Origin of the sequence: Solwaraspora sp. WMMA2101, assembly GCF_049179175.1 — a bacterium.
GTDB lineage: Bacteria > Actinomycetota > Actinomycetes > Mycobacteriales > Micromonosporaceae > Micromonospora_E.
This window is the reverse complement of the sequence record NZ_JBMHMA010000006.1, coordinates 2307643-2330939: the sequence shown is the minus strand read 5'-3', so window position 1 is coordinate 2330939 and position 23297 is coordinate 2307643. Positions and strand designations below refer to the sequence as shown.

The window sequence follows — 23297 nt, the reverse complement described above, 5'->3', positions numbered from 1 at the left end:
CACCGGCGGGGTGTGAAAAGGGCAGGTCGGCGGCCTTGTCGTGGCCGCCCCAGGGTCGAGCGTGGAGCGGCCCGGCGGGCGTTACACCCCGAGACGATCTGGGCGTGCGACGGTCACATCCGAAGCTGCGGCCAGTCCAGGACGTCGGCGGCCAGCCCCGCGACCGTCGCGAGCAGGCCCAACCGGGCCTGGCGCAGCCGCTGGTCCTCGGCCATCACGAACACGTCGTCGAAGAAGGCGTTGACCGGGTCGGTCAACCGGCCGGCGATCTCGGTGAACCGGTCCAGATCCACAGTGTGGTCCAGATCGGCCTGCACCTGCTTGACCATCTCGTGCAGCCGTACCTCGGCCGGCTCGGTGAGCAGCGCCGGGTCGTAGCCGGCCGGCACCTCGGCCGGCACGATCCGCCGGGCCCGCTGCACCGCCTCGGCCAACGCCCGGAACTGCGCGTCGCCGAGCAGCCGGTCCAACTGGGCCAGCAGCCGGTCCACCAGCTGCGGCCGGTCGGCGTGCGGCAGCACCGCCCGGACCCGGTCCACCGGCTGACCCTCCTCGGTGAGCAGCTGCTCCAGCCGGCGGGTCAGGAACTCGCCGATCTCGGCCAGCACCGCGTCGTCGACCGGCACCGGCTGACACCGGGCCGTCAGCGCCAGCCCGGCGGCCAGCGAGACCCCGGCCAGCCCCGGCTGGCTGCGGTGCACCGCCAGCAACCCCAGCACCGCCCGCCGGATGGCGAACGGGTCACTGCTGCCCGTCGGCATGCCGACCGTGGCGGCCAACCCGGTCACCAGGTCCAACCGGTCGGCCAGCGACAGCACCGCGCCGGGCAGCGACTGCGGCAACTGGTCCCCGGTGCTGCGCGGCAACTCCGCCTCGAAGACCGCCTCGGCGACCTCCGCCGACTCGCCGGCGTGCGCCGCGTAGTCGCGGGCCATCACCCCGGCCAGGCTGGTCATCTCGGTGACCAGCTGCGAACCGAGATCGAACTTGACCAGCTCGGCGGCCCGGGCCAGCGTCCGCCGCTCCACCTCGGAGAGCGTGACCAGCTCGGCCAACTCCCCGGCGAGCCCGGCGATCCGGTCGGCCCGGTCGGCCATCGACCCCAGCTTGTCGGTGAAGGTCAACCGGTCCAGCCGCGACCGCAGCTCGGCCACCGGGGTCGCCCGGTCGGCCCGGTAGAAGAACGCCGCGTCCTCGTAGCGGGCCCGCAGCACCGCCTCGTTGCCGGCCCGCACCAGGTCGGTGTCGATGGCGCCGTTGGCGACCGCCACGAAGTGCGGCAGCAGCGCTCCGTCGGCGCCGCGCACCGGCAGGTACCGCTGGTGCTTGCGCATCACCGTCGCCAGCACCGCCTCCGGTAGCTCCAGGTACCGCTGCTCGAAGCCGCCCAGCAGCGGCGTCGGCTGCTCGACCAGATCCACCACCTGGGTCAGCAGCCCGGCCTCGCCGGCCAGGTCGACCCGGCCGCCGACGCTGCCGGACAGCTCCCCGGCGGCGGCGGCGGCGATGATCTCCCGGCGTTCGTCCGGGTCCACCACGATGCCGGCGTCGCGCACCGTCGTCAGGTAACTCTCCGCGTCGGCCACCGGGACCGTCGACGTGGCGGCGGTACGGTGCACCCGGGTGGTCCGACCGGCGGCCACCGTGGACACCTCCACCGGCACCACCACGTCACCCCAGAGCGCCAGCAGCCACCGGACCGGCCGGGTGAAGGCCAACTGCGGATCCCGCCAGCGCATGTTCTTCGCCGACCGCAGGCCGGTGACCACCCCGGCGAGCACCTCGGTGAGGACCTGCGCGGCCGGGCGGCCGGGCTCGTCGCGCAACACCGCCAGATGCGGTACGCCGCCGATCTCCACCTGCGCCAGCTCGCTCACCTCGACCCCCTGGGACCGGGCGAAGCCCGCCGCCGCAGGGGTGGGCGTGCCGTCCGGGCGGAACCCGGCGACGACCTTCGGGCCGCGTACCGTGCGGGTGTGGTCCGGCTCGCGGGCGGCGACCGCGTCGACGATCGCGACCAGCCGGCGCGGGGTGGCCAGCACCCGCACGTCGCCGTGCGCCAGCCGGGTGGCGGCCAGCCGGTCGGTGACCAGCTTGGCGACCTGCTGGCGGGCCGAACGCACCTCCGACGGCGGCATCTCCTCGGTGCCGATCTCGAACACCAGCTGCCGGGCCGCGTCGGCCGGTCCGCCCGACGTGTCCGCCTGTCCGGTGTCCGCCGGCCCCGCCGAGGTGTCCGCCTGGCCGGGCTGGGCCGGGGCCACCACACCGAGCGGGTGCCCCAGCTCCTGGCGTCGACGCACCCACAACTGCGCCACCTCGCCGGCGAGCCGGCGCATCCGGGCGAACTCGGTGGCCCGCTCGGCGGTGGAGACCGCGCCCCGGGCGTCGAGCACGTTGAACGCCTGCGAGCACTTGAGCACGAAGCTGTGCGCCGGCACCGGCAGCCCGGCGTCGATCATCCGCTGCGCCTCGGCGGCGTACAGGTCGAGCAGCTGCCGGTTGGTGGCGACGTCGGCGTCGTCGAGGTAGTAGCGGCTCATCTCGTACTCGCCCGGTCCGAAGATCTCGCCGTACGAGACGCCGGGCGCGTAGGCGATCTCCTTGAAGTGCCGCACCCCCTGCAGCGCCATCATGATCCGCTCGATGCCGTAGGTGATCTCCACCGACGGCACGTCCAGGTTGATCCCACCGGCCTGCTGGAAGTACGTGAACTGGGTGATCTCCAGCCCGTCCAGCCAGACCTCCCAGCCCAGCCCCCAGGCACCCAGCGCCGGCGATGCCCAGTTGTCCTCGACGAACCGGACGTCGTGCGCGGCGACGTCGATGCCGAGCGCGGCCAGGCTGCCCAGGTAGAGCTCCTGGGCGTCGCCGGGCTCCGGCTTGAGGATCACCTGGAACTGGGTGTGGGTCTGGATCCGGTTGGGATTCTCGCCGTACCGGGCGTCGTCCGGACGCACCGACGGTTCGACGTACGCGACCCGCCACGGTTCCGGCCCGAGCACCCGCAGGAAGGTGGCCGGGTTGAGCGTACCGGCGCCGACCTCGGTGTTCATCGGCTGGACCGTCAGGCAGCCCTGCTCGGCCCAGTACGCCGCGAGGCGGGCCAGCGCGTCCTGCATCGTCAGCACGATCGACTCCCAGGTTTGGTGCCGGCAGGCGACCCCGGGGCAGGGGTGTCGCGCCGGCGGCGGATGATTCCGGGCCATTCTATTTACCCGGCCACCGCCGGTTCCCCGGCCTCCGTACGTCAGTCGCCGAGCGCCTTGTCGAAGCCCCAGGAGTGGTAGGTCGAGACCGTCAGCCACGCCGACACCCGGGGATGCTCCCGGTCGGCGTAGCGGTCCCCGGTGTAGTGCCGGGCCAGCCGGTCGATGTCGGTCAGCTCCGGGTCGGGCATCAGCTCCACCGTGCCGTGCAGACTCACGTGCCGGTACCAGGAGTCGCCGTCGAGCACGGTCAGCGACACCCGGGGGTCGGTCCGCAGATGCGCCAGCCGTCTGCGCCGGCCGTCGAGGTTCAGCAGCACCCGGCCGTCGTCCCAGAGGTACCAGGTGGCGACGGTCACCGGCGCGCTGTCGCGCGGGCTCACCGTGCCCATCACCGCCGGATTGGGCCGGCCCAGCATCTCGACCATGTCCTGCGGCAGCGGGGGTCTGGCCATGGGTGGCTCCTTCCAGTCCGGTGGTAGGCGCAAGCGGCCGACGTCCGGGGCGTCGGTGCCGCTGCCGCCGACTCTACGGCCGCGCCGGCCGGGCCGTGGCCGGTGGCAGAATCCGCAGCGTGGAGCGGATCCGGCGTGGCTACGCGCGGCAGCGTCGCCGCGCCGGCGGCCAGTGGTGCGCGCTGGTCAGCCGGGTGACCGGCGACGGCGGCTGGGAGCCGGTGTTCGCCGACGACGCCGACCGGGTGGTGCCCGGCTACAGCGTGCAGAAGCTGGCGGTGGCGGTGGCCGTGCTCGACAAGGTCGACCGGGGCCTGCTGCGCCTGGACGACCGGCTCGACCTGGCCGCCCCGGACATCCTCGGCGGCAGCGGGATCTACCATCTGCACGGAGTCTGGGGCGACACCGTCACCGTCGCCAACGTGCTGACCGCGATGCTGCTGGTGTCGGACAACACGGCGGTACGGCTGTGCGGCCGGGTGGCGGCGGCCCGGGAGATCAACGAGATCCTGGCGGCGAAGGGTCTCACCCATACCCGGGTCGAACCGGTCGCCGACCCGCACCGGTTCCTCCTCGGCGTCACCACCCCCCGGGAGACCCACGACCTGCTCGTCGGCCTGGCCGGGCGGACCCTGCTGAGCGCCGGGTCCTGCCGGTTCCTGCTGCGGGTGCTGCGCGGGGCCGCCGGCTACCACGACGGCGTACGGCGGACCATGTCGTCGGCCGAGCGTGCCCGGGTGGCGACCAAGCACGGTGCCGACGTGGACGCCGACGTCAACGCGGCCGCCCGGCACGAGGTCGGGATCATCGCCGACGCGGACGGCGCGCCGGCCCTGGTGTACGCGTTCTTCGCCGACGGCCTCGACGACCCGGACAACTACGGTGCCACTCACCCGGCGGTCGAGGCGCACGCCGTTCTCGGCCGGTTGCTGCTCGACGCGGTGCCGACGGGCCAGGTGGGCGCCAGCGGTTGACCGCCCCCGCCCACCCGGCCGGTCTACACCTGGTCGCGCAGGCTTTCGGTGCGCTGCGTCACCACGGTCCGCAGCTGGTCGAGTTCGGCGGTGACCGCGTCGGCGTCGGCGCCGTCGACCGTGGCCAGGACGGCGGCCAGGCCGTCCAGCGCGGCCGTCGCCGCGCCGCTGGCGAACATCCGCTGATAGTGATCGCGGTACGCGGCCTCGTACACCTCGGTGAACGCGTCGCTGGCCAGGAACCGCTCCTTGAGCGGGTGCCCCATCGACCGACCGGGACCGCCGCCCTGCTGTGCCGTACCGCCCTGCTGCCCCGGGCCACCCGCACCGGCGTCGCCGCGCTGGAACCCGTCCGGCGGTTCGACACCCTCCGGCGGCTGGAACCCGCCCTCCTGCGCCTGCCCACCGCCGAACCGACCGCCGCCCATGCTGACCGCGTCGTGTGGGCCGAGCGTCGCGTCGCCGCGCAACGTCAGGTTGTGGTCCCAGCTGATCACCGTGAACTTCCGGGTGGTCAGGTCGTAGTACAGGTAGTAGTTGCGGCCCGGACCGGCCATGTCGTCGAAGTTGAGCAGCAGGTTCTGCGCGGCGACGTACCGGGCGAAGGACTCGACGTCGACATGGTCGGCCAGTTCGGCGTCGAACTCCTCGTCGGAGGCCTCGCTCGCCCAGCGGATCAGGTTGATCACCGGCTGCAGGTCCTGGCTGCCGGTCAGGTTGACCTGCTTGAAGTCGTCCTGGTAGTCGATCAGGTCCTCGCCCTGGTAGCTGAACGATCCGGAAGCCAGGGACTTGTAGAGCACGCCGTTGGATCCGACCCCGGCGGCGTACTGCTCGTCGGGGTGCTCGACGACGAGCCGGGCGGTGGTCGGCCGGTCGTTGACGGTGAACGCGCCGTACGCGTACCGCTGGGTGGTCATCCCGGCGGTGGCCAGCAGCGACAGCGACAGCGCCTCGTTGGCGACGGCGGCACCGCCGCCCATCCCGCCGACCCGCACCGCGATCTCCTGCAGCCCCTGGTAACGCCGCCCTTCGACGAACTCGTCGAAGCTGATCAGCCAGGGCAGCGTCTCCGGCTTCTCGGCCGCCAGTCCGGCCATGCCCATGCCCTGGCCGCCGCCGAACTGCCGGCCGCCGCCCTGCGCCGCGCCGTCGGGCTGGCCGCCGCCTGCTGGCTGGCCCTGGCCGCCGCCGAACTGGCCGCCACCGCGTTGGGCGGTTTCACCGTCGCGGGTCAGCCCGCCCAGCGTGGAGTTGCCCTTGAGTCGGATGCCCACGCTCGGAATCGTGGTCCCGTCGACGACGAGGTCGGCCTCCAGATACTCCTTCTCGCCGTCGTCGAAGTAGGCGTCGAGCATCCGCTGGTAGTCCGCGTCGGCGAAGACCAGCGTGATCTCGTGGGCCACCGTCGAGTCGAACAGGTCGACGGTGCCGGCGATGTCGACCGTCACCACGTCCGTCGCGGCGTCGGCCGCGCTGGTGACGTACGGCCGAACCCGGGTGCTGCCCAGCACGACCGTGATCATCAGCAGGAACGTCGCGCAGCTGGCCAGCAGCCGGTAGTTGTGCCGAACGCGGACCGGTATCCGATGTCGGAGCCGTCGGCGGGCCATCAGAGGTCCGTCTGGTCGTAGCCGGTGAGCACGGTGACCCGCTGCCCGCCGGTCAGCTCGCCTAGCGCCGAGATCAACTCACCGGGCTCGGATCCCTTCTTCAGCCGGACCGTGTACATCAACTCGGTCAACGCGCCGCCCCGGATCGACTCCATGCTGACCAGCTCGAACTCGGAAGTCAGCCGCAGCAGTACGTCCTGGATCCCCTGGGTGTGGTCGCCGTCCGGCGGTACCTGCACCTTGACCACCTGGCGTTGCACGTTGAGCGCGAACCAGTTGAAGCGGGACATCACCCCGATGATCAGGCAGATGGCGATCGTCGCGACCACCGCGAGCAGGTAGAACCGGGTGCCGCAGGCCATCCCGATGCCCATCACCAGGAAGATGAAGCCGACGTCACGGGTTTCCTTGATCGCGTTGCGGAAGCGGACCACCGACAGCGCGCCGACCAGCGCGAACGCGCGGGCGATGTTGGAGCCGACGACCAGCATGATCAACGAGATCAGCATGCCGAGGATGACCAGGGTCTGCACGTACGACTGGCTGTACGACACGTTGCGGTGGGTGGCCCGGTAGACCCATCCGATGATCGCGCTGAGCACGAAGGACAGTGCCAGCGATGCGGCGATGTCGCCGAGGCTGAACGTGCTGGACAGGTCCTGGAAGGTGATTTCCATGTCGGTTCAGCCCTTCGCCGATGCGCCGATAGAGAGCAGTTCGTCATCCGACCGGTCGACGACCGGTGCGGGTTCGTCGTCCGGGACGTGGAACACCGACCGGGGTGCCCGGCCGAACGCCTCGACGCTCTGGCAGTACTTGCTGACCCGGACCACCGACAGGTTGGCCTCGGCGGCGAGGTCGGTCAGCCAGTACGGGACCCGCTCGTTCGCCTTCACTTCCATGATCGAACGCGACGGCGGCACGATGAACCGGTTCTCGGCGTCGGCGCCGAGGTGGAAGTCCCGGTCGCGGCCGCGTACCCGGGTGTCGAGGGTGACCCGCAGGCCCAGGTCGGCCCCGGACCCGACGAAGGCCTGCCGCTGGTAGCCGGTGATCGCCACCGGGCGCAGTCGCAGGCCGGAGACCAGGCCGAGGACCTCCTGGACGAAGCCCCGCTGCGGGCGGGCGTGCTCGATCATGGCGCGGTCGTCGCAGAGCCGGCGGGCCAGCCGGTACGGCAGGGCGATCCGTCGTTTCTGGGTCACCCGGTTCACCCGCTGCTTGATCTCGACGTAGACGGTCGTGTCGTCGTCGATGCCGGTCCGGTCGCCGTAGTGCCGGATCCTGATCTTGCGGCGGAACCGCAGCCCTTCGATCTTCTCCCAGTAGAAGCGCAGGTCGTCGGTGTCGTAGTAGAGGCTCCACACGCCGTACCCGTCGACGCCGGCGTGGCTGTCCCGGTCGAGCCGGGCGGCGAGCCGTTCGCGCAGCGCCGGCACCGCCGCGTTGTCGACCAGGTACTTGATCTCGTACCGGTTGAACGCGTGCAGCCGGGAGGCGCCACGCAGCGCGTGCCCCGCCCGGTCGTCGCCGGGACTGGTCGATGTCGCTGACGCCGGTTCGGGGCGCATAGGCGGAGTCCTCACCTTCAGGTAGGGCCGATTCGGTGCGAAGGTGAGGAAACACCGGCGAGATCAAAACAACCTCGGAACGGACTGCGAACCTCAGGTGTACGGGATCTGAAGCGGCGGTGTCGGCTGGCGCAGACGTCTGCTTCCCGGCAACCCACAGCCGGCTCCCAGCCCGCTCCGAGGCTCGGCCGGTAGGCATGCCTGATGACGCCAACCGCCGCGAGCAGCCGCTCAGCCGGGACCGGGACCGGCCGGCACCCCCGGATCCTGGTCGTCGACGACGAACCCAACATCGGCGCGCTGCTCGCCGCCACGCTCCGGCTGATCCAGTTCGACGTACGGGTCGTCGACGGCGGCCGGGCCGCGCTGGTCGCCGTCGAGGAGTTCGAACCGGACCTGATGGTCCTCGACGTGATGATGCCGGACCTGGACGGGTTCGAGGTGGCGCGGGCGATGCGCCGGGGCGGCCGGCCCGTACCGGTGCTGTTCCTGACCGCGCGTGACGCCCTGCAGGACCGGATCGCCGGGTTGACCGTCGGCGCCGACGACTACGTCAGCAAACCGTTCAGCCTGGAGGAGGTGGTGCTGCGGATCCAGGCGATCCTGCGCCGCGCCGGAGTGACCGCCGAGCCCGGCCCCGCTGACCGGGTGCTGCGCTACGCCGACCTGGAGCTCGACGAGGAGGCCTACGAGGTGCGCCGGGGCGGCCGGCGCGTCGACCTGTCGCCCACCGAGTTCAAGCTGCTGCGGTACCTGATGGTCAACGCCGGCCGGGTGCTGAGCAAGAGTCAGATCCTGGACCGGGTGTGGAGCTACGACTTCGGCGGGGACGGCCGGATCGTCGAGTCGTACGTCTACTACCTGCGCAAGAAGATCGACCAGGAGGAGCCGGCGTTGATCCACACCGTCCGGGGTGTCGGTTACACGCTGCGACTGCCCCGCTCGGCCGACGACTGATGCCGACACCGGTGCCGGTCCGCCGCCCGAGCGGACGCCGGTTCGCCGTACGCCGGTGGTCGCACTGGACCCTGCGGTCCCGGCTGGTCGTCGTGACCGCGGCGCTGACCGCCGTGGCGCTGGTGCTGGCCAACTCGGCCGGGCTCGTCCTGCTGCGGCGCAGCCTGACCGACCGGGTCGACGAGCAGTTGCGGCTGATGAGCCGACCGTACGCCAGCGCGGCACCGCCGTCGCTGGACCCGGACGGACGCCGGCCCCGGCTGTTCGCCGGCCCTTCGCTGCAGCCCGCCCAGGTGGTTCTGCTGTACGACGCCGACGGCACCCTCGTCCAACAGGCTGTCTCCGATCCGGACGTCGCGCTGCCCCGGCTGGGCGACTATCCGCAGCTGACCGCGCAGGCGGGCACCGCCGGTCCGTACACCGTGGCGGCGACCGACGACGGCGACTCCTGGCGGGTCCTCGTCGTCGGCCGGGCCGACGGCGGCGTCGCGGTGCTCGGGGTGTCGCTGCACCAGATCGACGCCACCGCCGACACGCTGCTGGTGATCGACGTCGCGGTGGTGCTGCTGATCCTGTTCCTGCTCGGCCTGGGCGCTGCGGCCACGGTCCGTCTCGGGTTGCGCCCGTTGACCCGGATGGGGCACATCTCGGCGGAGATCACCGCAGGTGACCTGTCCCGTCGGGTGGCCGACGCCGATCCGCACACCGAGGTCGGCCGGCTCGGTGGCGCGCTGAACTCGATGCTGGACCGGATCGAGGCCGAGGTCGCCGCGCGGACCGCCTCCGAGCAGCGGCTGCGGCAGTTCGTCGCGGACGCCTCGCACGAGTTGCGCACCCCGCTCACGTCGGTCCGTGGCTTCGCCGAGCTGTACCGGCGCGGCGGGGCACCGCCCGGCCCCGAGCTGGACGAGGCGATGCGCCGGATCGAGGCGGAGGCCGCCCGGATGGGGCTGCTGGTCGAGGACCTGCTGATGCTGGCCCGGCTGGACCACCGCCGGCAGCCGGTACGTCGACCGGTGGACCTGCTCGCCGTCGCGGCGGACACGATCCGCGACGCGTACGCCCGTAACCCCGACCGGCCGGTGCGGATGGTGGCGGCCGGCTCCGGCACCGACGCCGTACCGGACCTGCAACCGGTCTCGGTCGCCGGTGACGAACCGCAACTACGCCAGGTGGCCGCGAACCTGGTGGCCAACGCCCAGCAGCACGCCGGCCCGCAGGCCGAGATCACGGTACGGGTGGGCACCGTCCGGGTCGGGGTCGACGCCGCACCCGGCCGACTGCTCGCGGCGGTCGGCCGGGACCTGCCGGCCGACGTGCCGGTGGCCGTGTTCGAGGTGGCCGACACCGGCCCCGGGGTGCCGCAGGTCCACGCCGGTCGGATCTTCGAACGGCTCTACCGGGTCGATCCGAGCCGGTCCCGGGCCGGTGGCGGTGGGTCCGGGCTCGGGCTGGCGATCGCCGCCGCCATCGTGGACGGTCACGGCGGTCGGATCGAGCTGTTCGACCGGCCCGGCGGCGGCGCGGTGTTCCGGGTGCTCCTGCCTGGCCCGGTGTCGTGCCGGCCGGTGGCGGCGTTCCGGCGGTGACCTGCCGGCACGGGGCAGCAAATCGGCCTAAGTAGTTAAATGCCTGTTTGGTCCGTTGTTCCGGTGCGTGCTGAAGCGCAAACTAGCTACGGTTGCCCCGTTGTGCCGTGCGGTTGGCCTGGCTTAAGATTTCCATGCGCGCCCCTATCGCCCGCTTCCCCCGTGGCAGGCGATCGGGGCGCGCTTTATTGTGCGTAGCGCCCTTCCCGTGGCCCGCTCCACCTGCGGTTCGTCGATCTTCAATCGAGCACAGTGGACTAATGTGTGCGGTAGGTCCATGATCGGCTGACGGCGACCCCTCGCCGGCCGGTCAGATCCAGCGACCGCCCAGCCACATCCGGCTCGACCAGTCCTCGTACGGCAGCGCCTCGCCGACGAAGATCGGATAGAAGTACGCGAAACAGACCGCCACCAGCAGCACGTACGCTCCGACGATCACCGCCCCGATCATCCGCCGGTCGTTGCTCGCCGGATCCTGCCCGGCGCTCTCGGCGCCGGGCGTACCGCCCATCGCCCCCCGGCCACCCGGCAGCGCCTCGGCCAGCCGGGCATCGGCCGGGGTGGCGATGGCACCGAGCACGTACGTCACCGCCAGCACCAGGAACGGCAGCGCGGGGGCGGTGTAGAAGGAGAACATCGTCCGGCCCTCGGTCGCGTAGTAGAACCAGGGCAGCAGACCGGCGGCGACGCTGGCCAGGATCGCCCCGGCCCGCCAGTCCCGTCGGGCGATGCCCAGCCAGAACAGCGCCGCCAGTGCCGGCAGGAACGACCACCACAGCAGCGGCGTCCCCAGCAGCAGCACCTCGCCGGCACAGCTCGGCGCGCCACAGTTGGTCTGGTCGGACCAGTAGAACGCCACCGGCCGGCCGAGCAGCAGCCACTGCCACGGCCACGACTGGTACCGGTGCTCGGTCTCCAGCGTGCTGTGGAACCCGTACGCCTGGGTGTGGTAGTGCCACAGGTTCTGCAGCGCCCCGATCACCGGGGCCTCGCTCATCCCGTTGTCCGCCCGGTAGTGCCGCAGATAGCCGCCGTCGGTGCCCAGCCAGCCCGACCAGCTCACGATGTACGTGGCGAGGATCAGCACCCCGCCGAAGAGCAGCCAGCCCACCTCGTCGACGATCGTGTCCCGCCACGGCCGCCGGACGCCGACCGAGCGGCGCAGACCGACCTCCCAGAGCACCACCAGCAGGCCGAAGACCGGGATGAACCACAACGCGCTCCACTTGACGGCGAGCCCGCAGCCGAGCAGCAGCGCGGCCAACAGCCGCCACCAGGGGACCGCGACCGACGGGCGGCCGGCCCGACCGGGCAGGCTCGGGTCGAGCCCCGACTCGATGGCCCGTAGCCACCGTCGCCGGCTCCAGTCCCGGTCGAGCACCAGCGCGGCGAACGCGGCGAGGACGAAGAACGCCAGGAAGATGTCGAGCAGTGCGGTGCGGGACAGCACCAGGTGGAATCCGTCCAGCGCGAGCAGCAGCCCGGCCGTGCAGCCCAGTACGGTGGACCGGAAGAGCCGCTCCGCCGTCCTGGTGAGGATCAGCACCATCAGGATGCCCGCGACCGCCGCCGCGATCCGCCAGCCGAACTCGTTGAAGCCGAACTGCCGGATCCCGAGCGCGATGATCCACTTGCCGAGCGGGGGATGGACGACGTACGCCGGGGTGTTGTTCTGCTCGTCCCACTCGAAGCCGTACTGCAGGAGCTCGTTGCCCTCGTTGGCGTAGTAGACCTCGTCGAAGACCAGGCCCGGCGGGTGGGTGAGGTTGACCAGCCGCAGCACGGCGGCGATCAGCACGACCGCCGCCGTGGCCAGCCAGGACCACGGCCGCAGCCGGTTGTCCAGCGGCGCCAGCCGGCGGCGGACCACGGCCGGCAGACCACCGCCGACCGCCGACCCCCGGTCGCCGGTCGGGTCGGCGCCACCGGAGGGGTCCCGGCCGGCGTCCGGCGGGCTGGCCGGCCGGGCCGCCGTGACCGAAACCTCTGATTCACCGCTCGTCGCGCTGGAAGCTGTCGCCGGAATCACCCCGTGATCGTAGGCTGCCGGACAGCGCCACGGGGAGCTACCGGCCCCGGTTAATATTTCGAGTCGTCGATATCGATGATCGACGTGGGGGTCCGCTACCAGCCGGCCACCAGGAATCCGGCACCCAACAGCAGCGGCGCCGCCAAGGCCAGCAGCGTCGCCCCCCGCCGGGCCGCCCGGCTGGCGAGGCGTCGGGCCCCGCTGCCCCAGACCAGCACCAGCGCGAGCAGCGCGATCAGCGCCCAACCGACCGTCCACCGCAGATGCAGCCCGGCCAGGTCGGCGGCCACGTACGCGGTGTCCCGGTCGAGGTGCAGCATCCAGGCGGCCAGTTCGGTGCCGGCCGTGCGGTCCAGCGGTGGTACGCCGAGCAACCGGACCGGCCCGGCCCGGTCCCCGGAGGGTGCCACGAACTCGCCGAGACACCGCTGCCCCAGCCCGTCACCGGTGCAGCCGGTCACCGTCGCGGTGCCGGCCGTTCCGCGGCCGGCGGCCAGCCACAGCGGCTCGGCGCTGACCCAGCCCAGGAACGCCGCCGCTGCGGCGACCAGCAGAATCCAGGCCAGCCCGGTCGCCGGGCGTCGGGTCCGCCGCCGCCGACGCCGGCGGCGGCTGGCCCGCGCCGGAGATCGGGCCGGCGGTGTCGGCGTACCGGATCGGGCCGGCGGTGTCGGCGTACCAGGTCGGGCCGGCGGCCCGGCCGGCCGGACCGTGACCGGCGGTGGATCGGCCGCCGGTGCGTCGGCCTCGTCCGTGATCGCGGCCTCGGCCTCGGCCGCCGGTGTCGGCCTCGTTCCCGACACCGGCGACGACACCGGGGAGGGCACCGGGTCGGGTGGGGTGCCGCCGTGCCACCAGGTGGCCTCGGGGCCGGCCGCCGCCCACGGGCTCGGCAGCCGCGACCGGCGTGGCGGCCGGCGTCGCGGCACGCGGGACGACTGCTCGGTCGGCGCCAGCGCCGGCCGAGCAGCCTGATCGTCGGACCGGGCCTCGCCCGGCTCCGGTACGGCTGCTTCCCCGGTCACCCCGCCATTTGACACCCCGACGGGCGGGGCGGGGGCGAAGCCCCGGGGCGTGTCGCGCCGGTACGGCCCGGCACCGGGCGCGGTGGGAAGGCTCGTCAACCCGTTCGCGTACGCCCGGTGACAATCATTAGGCTGGTGCCATGAGTCACGTTCTCGCGGCGGTCGCCTGGCCTTATGCCAACGGGCCCCGCCACATCGGCCACGTTTCCGGCTTCGGCGTCCCCTCCGACGTGTTCAGCCGGTACATGCGGATGGCCGGCCACGACGTGCTCATGGTCTCGGGCACCGACGAGCACGGTACGCCGATCCAGGTGCAGGCGGACCGCGAAGGGCTCACCCCCCGCGAGTTGGCCGACCGCTACAACCGGGTGATCGTCGAGGACCTGCACGGTCTGGGGCTCTCCTACGACCTGTTCACCCGGACCACCACCGGCAACCACTACCGGGTGGTCCAGGAGCTGTTCGAGACGCTGCACCGCAACGGCTACATCGTGCCGAAGACCACGCTCGGGGCTATCTCGCCGTCGACCGGCCGGACGCTGCCGGACCGCTACATCGAGGGCACCTGCCCGATCTGCGGCTACGACGCGGCCCGGGGTGACCAGTGCGACAACTGCGGCAACCAACTCGACCCGGTCCAGCTGATCAACCCGAAGTCCAAGATCAACGGCGAGACGCCGAACTTCGTCGAGACCGAGCACTTCTTCCTGGACCTGCCGGCGTTCGCCGAGGCGCTCGGCCGCTGGCTGGACAGCCGCGAAGGCTGGCGGCCCAACGTCCTACGCTTCTCCCGCAACCTCCTCGACGACCTGCAGCCCCGGGCGATCACCCGCGACCTGGAGTGGGGGGTGCCGATCCCGCTGGAGGGCTGGCGCGAGCGCGGCGACAAGCGGATCTACGTCTGGTTCGACGCGGTGATCGGTTACCTGTCGGCCTCGATCGAGTGGGCCCGCCGCACCGGTGACCCCGACGCCTGGCGCCGCTGGTGGACCGCGGACGCCCAGGGCAAGGACGCCCGCGCCTACTACTTCATGGGCAAGGACAACATCGTCTTCCACTCGGTGATCTGGCCGTCGTTGCTGCTCGGCTACTCCGGCGAGGGCGGCCGCGACGGCGAGCCCGGCGAGCTGGGCCGGCTGCACCTGCCGACCGAGGTGGTCTCCAGCGAGTTCCTCACCATGGAGGGGCGCAAGTTCTCCTCGTCGCGTCAGGTCGTCATCTACGTCCGCGACTTCCTGGCCCGCTATGACGCCGACGCACTGCGCTACTTCATCGCCGTCGCCGGACCGGAGAGCCAGGACACCGACTTCACCTGGGCCGAGTTCCGCCGCCGCAACAACGACGAACTGGTCAACGACTGGGGCAACCTGGTCAACCGGTCGATCTCGATGGCGGCGAAGAACTTCGGCGCGATCCCGCCGGTCGACCCGGCGGGGCTGACCGCCGCCGACGAGGCGCTGCTGGCCACCAGCCGGGCCGCGTTCGGCACGGTCGGTGCCCTCATCGAACGCCACCGGCAGAAGCAGGCCATCGGCGAGGCGATGCGGGTGGTCGCAGACGCCAACCGCTACCTGTCCGACCAGGCCCCGTGGAAGCTCAAGGGCGAGGCCGACAAGCCCCGGATGGGCACCATCCTGCACGTCGCCCTCCAGGTGGTCACCGACGCGAACACCCTGCTCACCCCGTTCCTGCCGCACTCGGCGCAGCAGATCCACGAGCTGCTCGGCGGCACCGGCGTGCACGCGCCGATGCCGCGCATCGTCGAGGTCGACGACCTCGACGGTGGTCCGGCGTACCCGATCCTCACCGGTGACTACCAGGAGGGCGCCCGGTGGGAGTCCCGCCCGGTCGAGGTCGGCCGGCCGCTGGCCGCGCCGAAGCCGGTGTTCCGCAAGCTCGACGAGTCGATCGTCGACGAGGAGCTGGCCCGGCTCAGCGGCTGAGCCGGTTCACCACTCGTACGGCAGGTCCGTCGGGCTCTCGTCGGTGATCTCCACGGTCGGTGCCCAGACCTCGTACAGCCCACGTTCGTGGCACTGGGCGCCGAGCGCGGCGACCGCCTCCGGGGTGGGCCGGCACAGCCGCAGCCGGCTCCACCCGGACTCCTGGCGCAGCACCTGGCAGCGGGCGTCCCGCCAGGTGGTGAAGCGCAGCCGCCGGGCCAGCGACTCCACCGGGTAGCGGGCGGCCCGGGTCATCGCCAGCACCCGGAACTCGCGGGGCGGGTCGGCGACCGCCTCGTAGGGCTGCCCCTGGTAGGTGCCGACCAGCTGGGTCGACTGCGGCAGGTCGCCGGTGCGCAGGTACTCCTGGTCGGACGGTACGTCCGGGATGCCGTCGAGCAGGTGCCGCCGCTGCGGGCCGGCCATCCGGATCCAGCCGCGCTGCTCCGGCTGGTACGTGTAGAGCACCACCTCGGTGCCGTCCGGGGTGTACGCCAGCAGTGTGGCGTTGGCCGGTAGCGGCAGGTCCGTGCAGCCGGCGGTGACGAACTCCGGGATCAGGTGGTGCTCGCTGGGGGTGAACCCGGTGCCGAGCACCGGCGGGCCGATCCGGTCGCGCGGTGGCATGGCCACCAGACCCTGGTACGCCGGACCGACCGGGACCTCGTAGTCGGCCGCCCCGATGGCCCGCCAGCGCAGCGCGTACGCCACGTCCAGGTTGTCCCGCCCGGCCCCGTCGTCGGTGCGCAGCAGGGCCAGGTCGGCCGGGGTACGCAGATGCGCGATGTCGTACTCGCGGTAGCAGAAGCCGGCGGGGGACCAGCCGCGCAGGTAACCGGCGGCCTGCCGGCCGGAGAGGACCTTCATCATCCGGGTGCCGCGCCGCACCGTGGCGGTACGGCGTACCGCCGTGATCGCCGGGTCGCCGTCACCGGCCGGCGTCTGGCTCAGCTGGTGCAGGTCGTGCCAGCTGGCCGCCTTGGTCAGCGGCACCATCAGCGGGCTGTCCGGGGTCGCCTCGACCCGGTCGGCGCCCTCGGCCAGCGCACCGCCGCCGGTGACGTCGGCGGCACCACCGCTGGCAGCGGCGGCCGGTCCGCCGGGTACCTGGCCGACCTCGCAGGCGTGCACGAACCGGAACCACCGGCCACGGTCGTCGGGCCGGAAACCGGGGGCCGGGTCGGCACTGGTCAGCCGGTACGCCGCGCCTCGGGCGATCTCCTCGGCCGGGTAGACCGCGCCCTCGAAACGCAGCCGCAGGCCGATCGGGGCGTCGGTGACGCCGCCGCGCGCAGAGCTCACGGTCACTTCGCCGAAGGTAGTCGTCGAGTCACCGCGTCGGATGAACGCGTGGTTACCTCAGGATGTCCATTACCGCCGCCGCCGTGCGGCCGGCGCGGGTGGGCCGGTGCGGCCAGGCGCGGGTGGGCCGGTGCCGGGGGCGGACCGGGGCGTGTGATGCTAATCGGCGATGACGCAGCCAGCCGAGACCCGCCGTGCACGGGCGGCCCGCCGGGCCGGGGAGTTCCCGCCGCCGCCCGAGCCGTTGCCCGTACCGGTGATCGACAGTCACACCCATCTGGACCTGACCGTCGCCGAACCCGCCGTGCCGGGCCGCGACGCCGGCGATCCGGTGGCGACGCTGCTCGCGCAGGCGGCGGCGGTCGGGGTGGACCGGCTGGTCCAGGTCGGGGTGGATCTCGACTCGTCGCGCTGGGGTGCCGACCTCGCGGCGCGGGTGCCGGCGGTGGTCGCCACGGTGGCGCTGCACCCCAACGAGGCACCCCGGCTGGCCGACCTGGACGAGGCGTTGCGCGCCATCGAGTCGTTGGCCGCCGCCGACGCGGTACGCGGCGTCGGCGAGACCGGGCTGGACCACTTCCGGACCGGGCCGGACGGCCTCGCGGCACAGCAGGCCAGCTTCCGGGCGCACATCGCGATCGCCAAGCGGTACGGCAAACCACTGGTGATCCACGACCGGGACGCCCATGCCGACGTGCTGCGGGTGCTGGACGACGAAGGCGCTCCGGAGACCGTGGTCATGCACTGCTTCTCCGGTGACGCCGAGTTCGCCGCCGAGTGCGTCCGGCGCGGATTCGTGCTGAGTTTCGCCGGTACGGTGACCTTCGGCAACGCCGCCGGGCTGCGGGCGGCGGCCGCCGTGACCCCGGTGGACCAGCTGCTGGTGGAGACCGACGCCCCGTACCTGACGCCGGTGCCGCACCGGGGCCGCCCCAACGCCTCCTACCTGGTGCCGCACACGGTCCGCACGCTGGCCGAGGTGACCGGCACCGGGCTCGACGAGCTGTGCGCGGCGATCTCGGCCACCGGTGACCGGGTCTTCGGGCCGTGGGCGGGCCGGTGACCGGGCTGCTCGGCCCGGCGCAGATCCGGGAGCTGGCCGGCCGGCTGTCGGTGGCGCCGACGAAGCGGCTCGGGCAGAACTTCCTGCACGACCCGAACACCGTACGGCGGATCGTGGCCGCCGCCGACCTGCCGCCGGACGCGGTGGTGCTGGAGGTCGGCCCGGGGCTCGGCTCGTTGACCCTGGGCCTGCTGGACCAGGTGGCGCACCTGCACGCGGTGGAGATCGACCCGGTGCTGGCCGGCGCGCTGGGGCAGACCGTCGCCGACTGCGGCGGTGACCTGGCCCGGTTGACCGTGCACACCGCCGACGCGCTGCGGATCACCGCCGCCGATCTCGGTACGCCGGCACCGACCGCGCTGGTGGCGAACCTGCCGTACAACGTGGCCGTGCCGGTGGTGCTGCACCTGCTCGCCGAGCTGCCGAGCCTGACGCACGGGCTGGTGATGGTGCAGAAGGAGGTCGCCGACCGGTTGGTCGCCGGTCCGGGCTCGCGCACGTACGGCGTACCGTCGGTGAAGCTGGCCTGGTACGCGGCCGCCCGGCACGCCGGCCGGGTCCCGCCGAGCGTGTTCTGGCCGGTGCCCAACGTCGACTCCGGATTGGTGGCGTTCAGTTGCCGGCAGCCGCCGCCGGTGCCGCCGGGGGAGTCGTCGGAGCGGTTCCGGCGTCGGGTGTTCGCCGTGGTCGACGCGGCGTTCGCGCAGCGGCGCAAGACGCTGCGGGCGGCGCTGGCCGGCTGGGCGCAGGGCGCGGACCGGGCGGCGCAGGTGCTGACGGCGGCCGGGGTGGCACCGGGCGCGCGGGGTGAGGCGCTGGGTGTGGCGCAGTTCGCCGCGATCGCCGCAGCGGCGCCGGTGGCCGCTCCGGCGGCCGAGTAGGCTGGCTGCCGTGATCGTGACGAGAGCTCCGCGTGCCGCCCGCGTCAGCGGGGGATTCCCCCGGTGACCGAGGCGTGGCGGCCGGGCGACGACGACGAGCGTTCCCGGCGCGGTGCCCGCGCTTCCGTGAAGGTACGGGTGCCGGCCAAGATCAACCTCAAGTTGGCGGTCGGCCCGCTGCGCCCGGACGGCTACCACGAGATCAACACGGTCTACCACGCGATCGCGCTCTACGACGAGCTGACCGCCCGCCGGGCCGACACGCTGATCCTGACCATGGACGGCGAAGGCACCGGCGAGCTGGCGTTGGACGACTCCAACCTGGTGCTGCGAGCCGCCCGCGCGCTCGCGGCGCACGCCCGGGTGCCGGCCCACGCCCGGCTGCACCTGCGCAAACAGATCCCACTCGCCGGCGGCCTGGCCGGCGGCAGCGCCGACGCCGCCGCCGCACTGGTCGCCTGTGACGAACTGTGGGGGATCGGGCTGTCCCGCGACGAGCTGGCCGGGCTGGCCGCCGGGCTCGGCTCGGACGTGCCGTTCCTGCTGCACGGCGGTACGGCGTTGGGCACCGGGCGGGGCGAGGCGGTCAGCCCGGTGCTGGCCCGCCCCACCACCTGGCACTGGGTCGTCGCGGTCGCCGACGGCGGCCTGTCCACCCCGCAGGTCTACGCCGAGCTGGACCGGCTGCGGGCCGTCGGTGCCGCTCCGGCCCCGGTCGGCCCGGCCGACGACCTGCTGGCCGCGTTGCGCCAGCGGGATCCGCACGTGCTCGCCGGTGCCCTCGGCAACGACCTGCAGCCGGCGGCGGTGTCGCTGCGTCCGGCGTTGACCCGGGTGCTGGACACCGGGGTGGCCGCCGGCGCGCTCGCCGGTCTGGTCTCCGGGTCCGGCCCGACCTGCGTGTTCCTCACCGCCGACGGTGCCGACGCGCAGACCGTGGCGGACACGCTGACCGACGCCGGGGTCTGCCGTACGGTGCACCTGGTGCACGGTGCCGTCGCCGGGGCCAGGCTGGTCTGATGGTGAACATCGTCAATCTGGACCGGGTCGGCAAGGGCTACGGCGCGGTCGGTCAACTGCTCACCGACGTCTCCCTCGGCCTGGACGACAGCGACCGGATCGGGGTGGTCGGCCTCAACGGCGCCGGCAAGTCGACCCTGCTGCGGCTGCTGACCAAGGCCGAGGAGCCCGACTCCGGGCGGGTCACCCACCGGCGGGACCTGCGGGTCGCCGCGCTGCCGCAGACGTTGACGCTGGACGCCACGGCGACCGTCCGGGACGTGGTGCTCGGCACCGCCTGGCTGCCCGAGGGGTTCGGCGCGGAGCACGAGTGGGCCGGTGACGCCGGGGTGCGGACCGTCCTGGACGGTCTCGGCATGGGCCATCTCGGCCTGGACCAGCCGGTGGGGCCGATGTCCGGCGGCGAGCGGCGCCGGATCGCCCTGGCCGCGCTGCTGATCCGCCCCGCCGAACTGCTGATCCTCGACGAGCCGACCAACCATCTGGACGTCGCCGGGGTGGCCTGGCTCGCCGCGTACCTGGTGCAGCGGCGCCGGGGCGCGCTGGTGGTGGTCACCCACGACCGGTGGTTCCTCGACGAGGTCTGCACCGACACCTGGGAGGTCGCCGACCAGACGGTCCGGGCCTACGAGGGCGGGTTCGCCGCCTGGACGTTGGCCCGCGCCGAACGCGAGCGGGTGGCGGCGGCCACCGAGGCCCGCCGGCAGAATCTGCTGCGCAAGGAGATCGCCTGGTTGCGGCGCGGACCACCGGCCCGTACGTCGAAGCCACGGTTCCGCATCGAGGCGGCCAACGCGTTGATCGCCGACGTGCCCCCGCCCCGGGACACCGTCTCGCTGCACCGACTGGCCACCGCCCGGCTCGGCAAGCAGGTCTACGAACTCGACGACGTCACCGCGTACGCCGGGGAGAAGCTGATCCTCGACGGCCTGACCTGGCGGATCGGCCCGGGGGACCGGATCGCGATCGTCGGCGCCAACGGCGCCGGCAAGACCACGCTGCTGCGGCTGCTGGCCGGGGCACGGACCCCGCAGCAGGGCCAGTTGGTCACCGGCGCGACCGTCCGTCCGGCGTTCCTGTCCCAGGAGCTGGCCGAACTGCCCGGCGAGCTGCGGGTGCTGGAGGCGGTGGAGGAGGTCGCCCGCCGGGTGGTCTTCGGTGACCGGGAGCTGGCCGCCACCCAGTTCGCCGAGATGTTCGGCTTCACCGACCGGCGGCTCTGGACGCCGGTGGGGGACCTGTCCGGTGGCGAACGCCGCCGGCTGCAGCTGCTGCGGCTGCTGGCCGCCGAGCCGAACGTGCTGCTGTTCGACGAGCCCACGAACGACCTGGACACCGACACCCTGGCCGCGTTGGAGGACCTGCTCGACTCGTGGCCGGGCACGCTGATCGTCGCCAGCCACGACCGCTACCTGATCGAGCGGGTCACCGACGAGGTGTACGGCATGTTCGGTGACGGTCGCCTGGTGCACCTGCCGGGCGGGGTGGACGAGTACCTGGCGCGGGCGGGCAGCACCGGCTCGGCCGCCTCGGCCACCGGCTCGGCCACCTCGGGTGCCGGCTCGGCCGCGTCGGCCATGGGATCGTCGCCGGCCGGCGACGGCACTGGCGGCACCGGCGGGTCCGGCGGGGCCGCCGCCGGGCGCAGCGCCGGGGACCTGCGGGCGGCCCGCAAGGAGCTGGCCCGGCTGGAACGCCAGGTCGGCAAACTGGAGCAGCAGGAAGCGGCGCTGCACGAGGAGCTTGCCCGGCACGCCACCGACTTCAGCCGCCTCTCCGAGCTCGACACCCGGTTGCGTCAGGTGCAGGCCGAACGCGGTCGGGTCGAGGAGGAGTGGCTGGCGCTGGCCGAGCAGGTGAGCTAGGCCGCGCCGGGCAGGGCCACCCTTCGTGGCCGCTGACCCATGAGCGACAATCGTCGGCGACCACCCCCCGTCCGGCGTTGGAGACAGACCCATGGCGCACACCCCTGTGAACCACCCGGCCCGGCCGATCTACCGGGCGATCGGCGCGCTCACCGGCCTCTATCTGGCGATCTTCGGAGTCGTCGGGCTGATCGTCACGGCCGGCGACGCGCCGTTCGCCCAGGACGACACGCGGGTGCTCGGGCAGGGCGCGAACTTCGGGTTCGCCGCGGTGTCGCTGCTGCTGGGTGTGCTGGTGCTGGCCGGCGTCGGGATCGGCCGCAACGTCGACACGGCGATCAACAAGATCCTGGCGTACGGGCTGATGGCGCTGAGCCTGGCCGAGCTGGCGGTGCTGCGTACCGACGCCAACTTCCTCAACTTCACGGTCAGCACCTGCGTCGTGGTCATGATCGTCGGGCTGGTCCTGCTGATGGCGGCGATGTACGGCAAGGTCGGCACCGAGGACGAGGCCAAGGCCTGGCAGGACGGCCGCCTGCTGCTCTGAGCCGTTCGCCTGCGAACGGCCCGACCAGCGGGGGACAATCCGCTGCGGAGGTGCCCGCGTGCCGGTCGCGTGGGCCACGGCCAGCGACAGGAGCGGCAGCCATGGCGCACATCCCGGTCAACCATCCGCTGCGCCCGGTCTACCGGACGATCGCCGGGTTGACCGGGCTGTACGTCCTGATCTTCGGCATCGCCGGAGTGCTCGCCACCTGGGGCGACCCGCTGTTCGCCCGCGACGACGTGTGGGTGCTCGGGCTGCGGACCAACCTGGCGTTCTCGTTGTCGTCGGTCGCGTACGGCGGGCTGATCCTGATCGGGGCGCTCATCGGCGGTCAGGCCGGGCACTTCGCCAACCTGACCATCGCGGTGGTCTTCATGGTGACCGGGCTGCTGATGCTCGGCCTGCTGCGGACCAGCGCCAACTTCCTCAACTTCTCGATGTCCACGGTCGTCGTGTCGTTGCTGTTCGGCATGGTCTTCCTGGCCACCGGGCTGTACGACAAGGTCGGCCCGGTCGAACCCGCCGATGCCGACGACGATCAGCAGCGTCACCCGCAGCGGGCCGGCCGCTGACCTGCCGCTGACCGGCGGATCGCAGCGGATCAGCGGATCTCAGCGGGTCCGGCGGCGGGTCAGCAGGGTGGGCCTGGCCTCCAGGTGGGACAGCCCGTTCCAGGCCAGGTTGACCAGGTGCGCGGCGACCGTCTCCTTGCGCGGTTTGCGGACCTCCAGCCACCAGCGGCCGGTGAGTGCCACCATTCCGACCAGGGCCTGCGAGTAGAGCTCGGCGAGTTTCGGGTCGTACCCGCGGCTCTTGAACTCGGCGCCGAGGATGTGCTCCACCTGGTGCGCGACGTCGTTCATCACGCTGGAGAAGTTGCCGGCGGCCGACAGCAGCGGCGACTCGCGGACCAGCACCCGGAAGCCGTTGGTCTCGGTCTCGATGTAGTCCAGCAGCGCCAGCGCGGCCTGTTCCAGCAGTTCGCGTGGATGTCCGGCGGTGAGCGCGGTGGTGATCCGGTCCAGCAGCGCCCGGACCTCGCGGTCGACGACGACCGCGTACAGGCCCTCCTTGCCGCCGAAGTGCTCGTATACGACCGGTTTGGAGACTTTCGCCCGGGAGGCGACCTCCTCGATCGAGGTGGCGTCGAAGCCCCGCTCAGCGAACAGCTGCCGACCGATGGTGATCAGCTGTTCCCGGCGTTGCGCGGCTGACATGCGGACCCGGGAGCTCGGCTTGGCCGGCACCGCCGGT

Annotated in this window: 19 protein-coding genes; 10 read left to right on the top strand and 9 right to left on the bottom strand. The window is 72.7% G+C overall.

Annotated elements, in window-relative coordinates:
• Positions 1–113: 113 nt before the first annotated feature.
• Positions 114–3122 (bottom strand): glycine--tRNA ligase, encoded by a 3009-nt coding sequence (locus ACN28F_RS11295; protein ID WP_421361351.1) that lies wholly within the window; start codon positions 3120–3122, stop codon positions 114–116.
• A gap of 128 nt (positions 3123–3250) precedes the next feature.
• Positions 3251–3664 carry a TIGR03618 family F420-dependent PPOX class oxidoreductase gene (locus tag ACN28F_RS11290; RefSeq protein WP_289207978.1) on the bottom strand — a complete coding sequence of 138 codons (414 nt, stop codon included), beginning with the start codon at positions 3662–3664 and terminating at the stop codon, positions 3251–3253.
• A gap of 119 nt (positions 3665–3783) precedes the next feature.
• Here ACN28F_RS11290 and ACN28F_RS11285 point away from each other — a divergent pair, with 119 nt between their 5' ends.
• Complete coding sequence (locus ACN28F_RS11285) at positions 3784–4638, top strand: serine hydrolase (RefSeq protein ID WP_421357664.1); 855 nt, start codon at positions 3784–3786, stop codon at positions 4636–4638.
• A gap of 23 nt (positions 4639–4661) precedes the next feature.
• Here the strand turns inward: ACN28F_RS11285 and ACN28F_RS11280 are convergent, their stop codons facing one another.
• From ACN28F_RS11280 to ACN28F_RS11270, 3 genes are read right to left on the bottom strand one after another with little or no spacing between them, the layout of a single operon-like run.
• Entirely contained in the window at positions 4662–6251 is a 1590-nt protein-coding gene (locus ACN28F_RS11280; RefSeq protein ID WP_421357663.1) for a CotH kinase family protein, read from the bottom strand.
• Positions 6251–6928, bottom strand: coding sequence for a DUF4956 domain-containing protein (locus tag ACN28F_RS11275; RefSeq protein ID WP_289207975.1), 678 nt, complete (start codon positions 6926–6928; stop codon positions 6251–6253). The genes ACN28F_RS11280 and ACN28F_RS11275 overlap by 1 nt, the downstream gene beginning before the upstream one ends.
• 6 nt (positions 6929–6934) lie before the next feature.
• On the bottom strand, positions 6935–7822 hold the full coding sequence (locus ACN28F_RS11270) for a polyphosphate polymerase domain-containing protein (protein ID WP_421357662.1): 888 nt from the start codon (positions 7820–7822) through the stop codon (positions 6935–6937).
• A 204-nt stretch (positions 7823–8026) separates the two neighbouring features.
• On the opposite strand from ACN28F_RS11270, the gene ACN28F_RS11265 reads away from it, so the two are divergent.
• Positions 8027–8779 carry a response regulator transcription factor gene (locus tag ACN28F_RS11265; RefSeq protein WP_421357661.1) on the top strand — a complete coding sequence of 251 codons (753 nt, stop codon included), beginning with the start codon at positions 8027–8029 and terminating at the stop codon, positions 8777–8779.
• Entirely contained in the window at positions 8779–10368 is a 1590-nt protein-coding gene (locus ACN28F_RS11260) for a sensor histidine kinase (RefSeq protein ID WP_289207972.1), read from the top strand. Before ACN28F_RS11265 ends, ACN28F_RS11260 begins: the two co-directional genes overlap by 1 nt.
• 310 nt (positions 10369–10678) lie before the next feature.
• On the opposite strand, the gene ACN28F_RS11255 is transcribed toward ACN28F_RS11260, so the two are convergent.
• Complete coding sequence (locus tag ACN28F_RS11255; RefSeq protein WP_421357660.1) at positions 10679–12397, bottom strand: dolichyl-phosphate-mannose--protein mannosyltransferase; 1719 nt, start codon at positions 12395–12397, stop codon at positions 10679–10681.
• A gap of 95 nt (positions 12398–12492) precedes the next feature.
• The gene (locus tag ACN28F_RS11250) at positions 12493–13521 is read right to left on the bottom strand and encodes a hypothetical protein (protein ID WP_421357659.1); all 1029 of its coding nucleotides are present in this window, start codon (positions 13519–13521) and stop codon (positions 12493–12495) included.
• 41 nt (positions 13522–13562) lie between these two features.
• Between ACN28F_RS11250 and metG the strand changes: the two genes are divergently transcribed.
• A complete protein-coding gene (metG, locus tag ACN28F_RS11245; RefSeq protein ID WP_289207970.1) occupies positions 13563–15365 on the top strand; it encodes a methionine--tRNA ligase in 1803 nt (600 codons plus the stop codon).
• A 6-nt stretch (positions 15366–15371) separates the two neighbouring features.
• On the opposite strand, the gene ACN28F_RS11240 is transcribed toward metG, so the two are convergent.
• Positions 15372–16673 carry a hypothetical protein gene (locus ACN28F_RS11240; RefSeq protein WP_289207969.1) on the bottom strand — a complete coding sequence of 434 codons (1302 nt, stop codon included), beginning with the start codon at positions 16671–16673 and terminating at the stop codon, positions 15372–15374.
• Between the two features lie 163 nt (positions 16674–16836).
• Here ACN28F_RS11240 and ACN28F_RS11235 point away from each other — a divergent pair, with 163 nt between their 5' ends.
• The 6 genes from ACN28F_RS11235 (at position 16837) to ACN28F_RS11210 (ending at position 22615) form a co-directional block, all read left to right on the top strand.
• Positions 16837–17730, top strand: a complete 894-nt coding sequence (locus ACN28F_RS11235; RefSeq protein WP_421357658.1) for a TatD family hydrolase — start codon at positions 16837–16839, stop codon at positions 17728–17730.
• Positions 17727–18611, top strand: coding sequence for a 16S rRNA (adenine(1518)-N(6)/adenine(1519)-N(6))-dimethyltransferase RsmA (gene rsmA, locus ACN28F_RS11230; RefSeq protein ID WP_289211117.1), 885 nt, complete (start codon positions 17727–17729; stop codon positions 18609–18611). Before ACN28F_RS11235 ends, rsmA begins: the two co-directional genes overlap by 4 nt.
• Before the next feature lie 63 nt (positions 18612–18674).
• Positions 18675–19631: a 4-(cytidine 5'-diphospho)-2-C-methyl-D-erythritol kinase gene (locus tag ACN28F_RS11225; RefSeq protein WP_421357657.1), complete on the top strand. Its 957-nt coding sequence runs from the start codon at positions 18675–18677 to the stop codon at positions 19629–19631.
• The gene (locus tag ACN28F_RS11220; RefSeq protein WP_421357656.1) at positions 19631–21496 is read left to right on the top strand and encodes an ABC-F family ATP-binding cassette domain-containing protein; all 1866 of its coding nucleotides are present in this window, start codon (positions 19631–19633) and stop codon (positions 21494–21496) included. Before ACN28F_RS11225 ends, ACN28F_RS11220 begins: the two co-directional genes overlap by 1 nt.
• 91 nt (positions 21497–21587) lie before the next feature.
• Positions 21588–22043, top strand: a complete 456-nt coding sequence (locus tag ACN28F_RS11215; protein ID WP_289207965.1) for a DUF4383 domain-containing protein — start codon at positions 21588–21590, stop codon at positions 22041–22043.
• Between the two features lie 101 nt (positions 22044–22144).
• Positions 22145–22615, top strand: a complete 471-nt coding sequence (locus ACN28F_RS11210) for a DUF4383 domain-containing protein (protein ID WP_289207964.1) — start codon at positions 22145–22147, stop codon at positions 22613–22615.
• 39 nt (positions 22616–22654) lie between these two features.
• Here the strand turns inward: ACN28F_RS11210 and ACN28F_RS11205 are convergent, their stop codons facing one another.
• Positions 22655–23260 (bottom strand): TetR/AcrR family transcriptional regulator, encoded by a 606-nt coding sequence (locus tag ACN28F_RS11205; protein WP_282229564.1) that lies wholly within the window; start codon positions 23258–23260, stop codon positions 22655–22657.
• Positions 23261–23297: the final 37 nt, after the last annotated feature.

Coding starts and splice junctions, on each gene's coding strand:
- ACN28F_RS11295 (WP_421361351.1), bottom strand. CDS start 3,122: ATGCAGGACGCGCTGGCCCGCCTCGCGGCGTACTGGGCCGAGCAGGGC.
- ACN28F_RS11290 (WP_289207978.1), bottom strand. CDS start 3,664: ATGGCCAGACCCCCGCTGCCGCAGGACATGGTCGAGATGCTGGGCCGG.
- ACN28F_RS11280 (WP_421357663.1), bottom strand. CDS start 6,251: ATGGCCCGCCGACGGCTCCGACATCGGATACCGGTCCGCGTTCGGCAC.
- ACN28F_RS11275 (WP_289207975.1), bottom strand. CDS start 6,928: ATGGAAATCACCTTCCAGGACCTGTCCAGCACGTTCAGCCTCGGCGAC.
- ACN28F_RS11270 (WP_421357662.1), bottom strand. CDS start 7,822: ATGCGCCCCGAACCGGCGTCAGCGACATCGACCAGTCCCGGCGACGAC.
- ACN28F_RS11265 (WP_421357661.1), top strand. CDS start 8,027: ATGACGCCAACCGCCGCGAGCAGCCGCTCAGCCGGGACCGGGACCGGC.
- ACN28F_RS11260 (WP_289207972.1), top strand. CDS start 8,779: ATGCCGACACCGGTGCCGGTCCGCCGCCCGAGCGGACGCCGGTTCGCC.
- metG (WP_289207970.1), top strand. CDS start 13,563: ATGAGTCACGTTCTCGCGGCGGTCGCCTGGCCTTATGCCAACGGGCCC.
- ACN28F_RS11235 (WP_421357658.1), top strand. CDS start 16,837: ATGACGCAGCCAGCCGAGACCCGCCGTGCACGGGCGGCCCGCCGGGCC.
- ACN28F_RS11220 (WP_421357656.1), top strand. CDS start 19,631: ATGGTGAACATCGTCAATCTGGACCGGGTCGGCAAGGGCTACGGCGCG.
- ACN28F_RS11215 (WP_289207965.1), top strand. CDS start 21,588: ATGGCGCACACCCCTGTGAACCACCCGGCCCGGCCGATCTACCGGGCG.
- ACN28F_RS11210 (WP_289207964.1), top strand. CDS start 22,145: ATGGCGCACATCCCGGTCAACCATCCGCTGCGCCCGGTCTACCGGACG.
- ACN28F_RS11205 (WP_282229564.1), bottom strand. CDS start 23,260: ATGTCAGCCGCGCAACGCCGGGAACAGCTGATCACCATCGGTCGGCAG.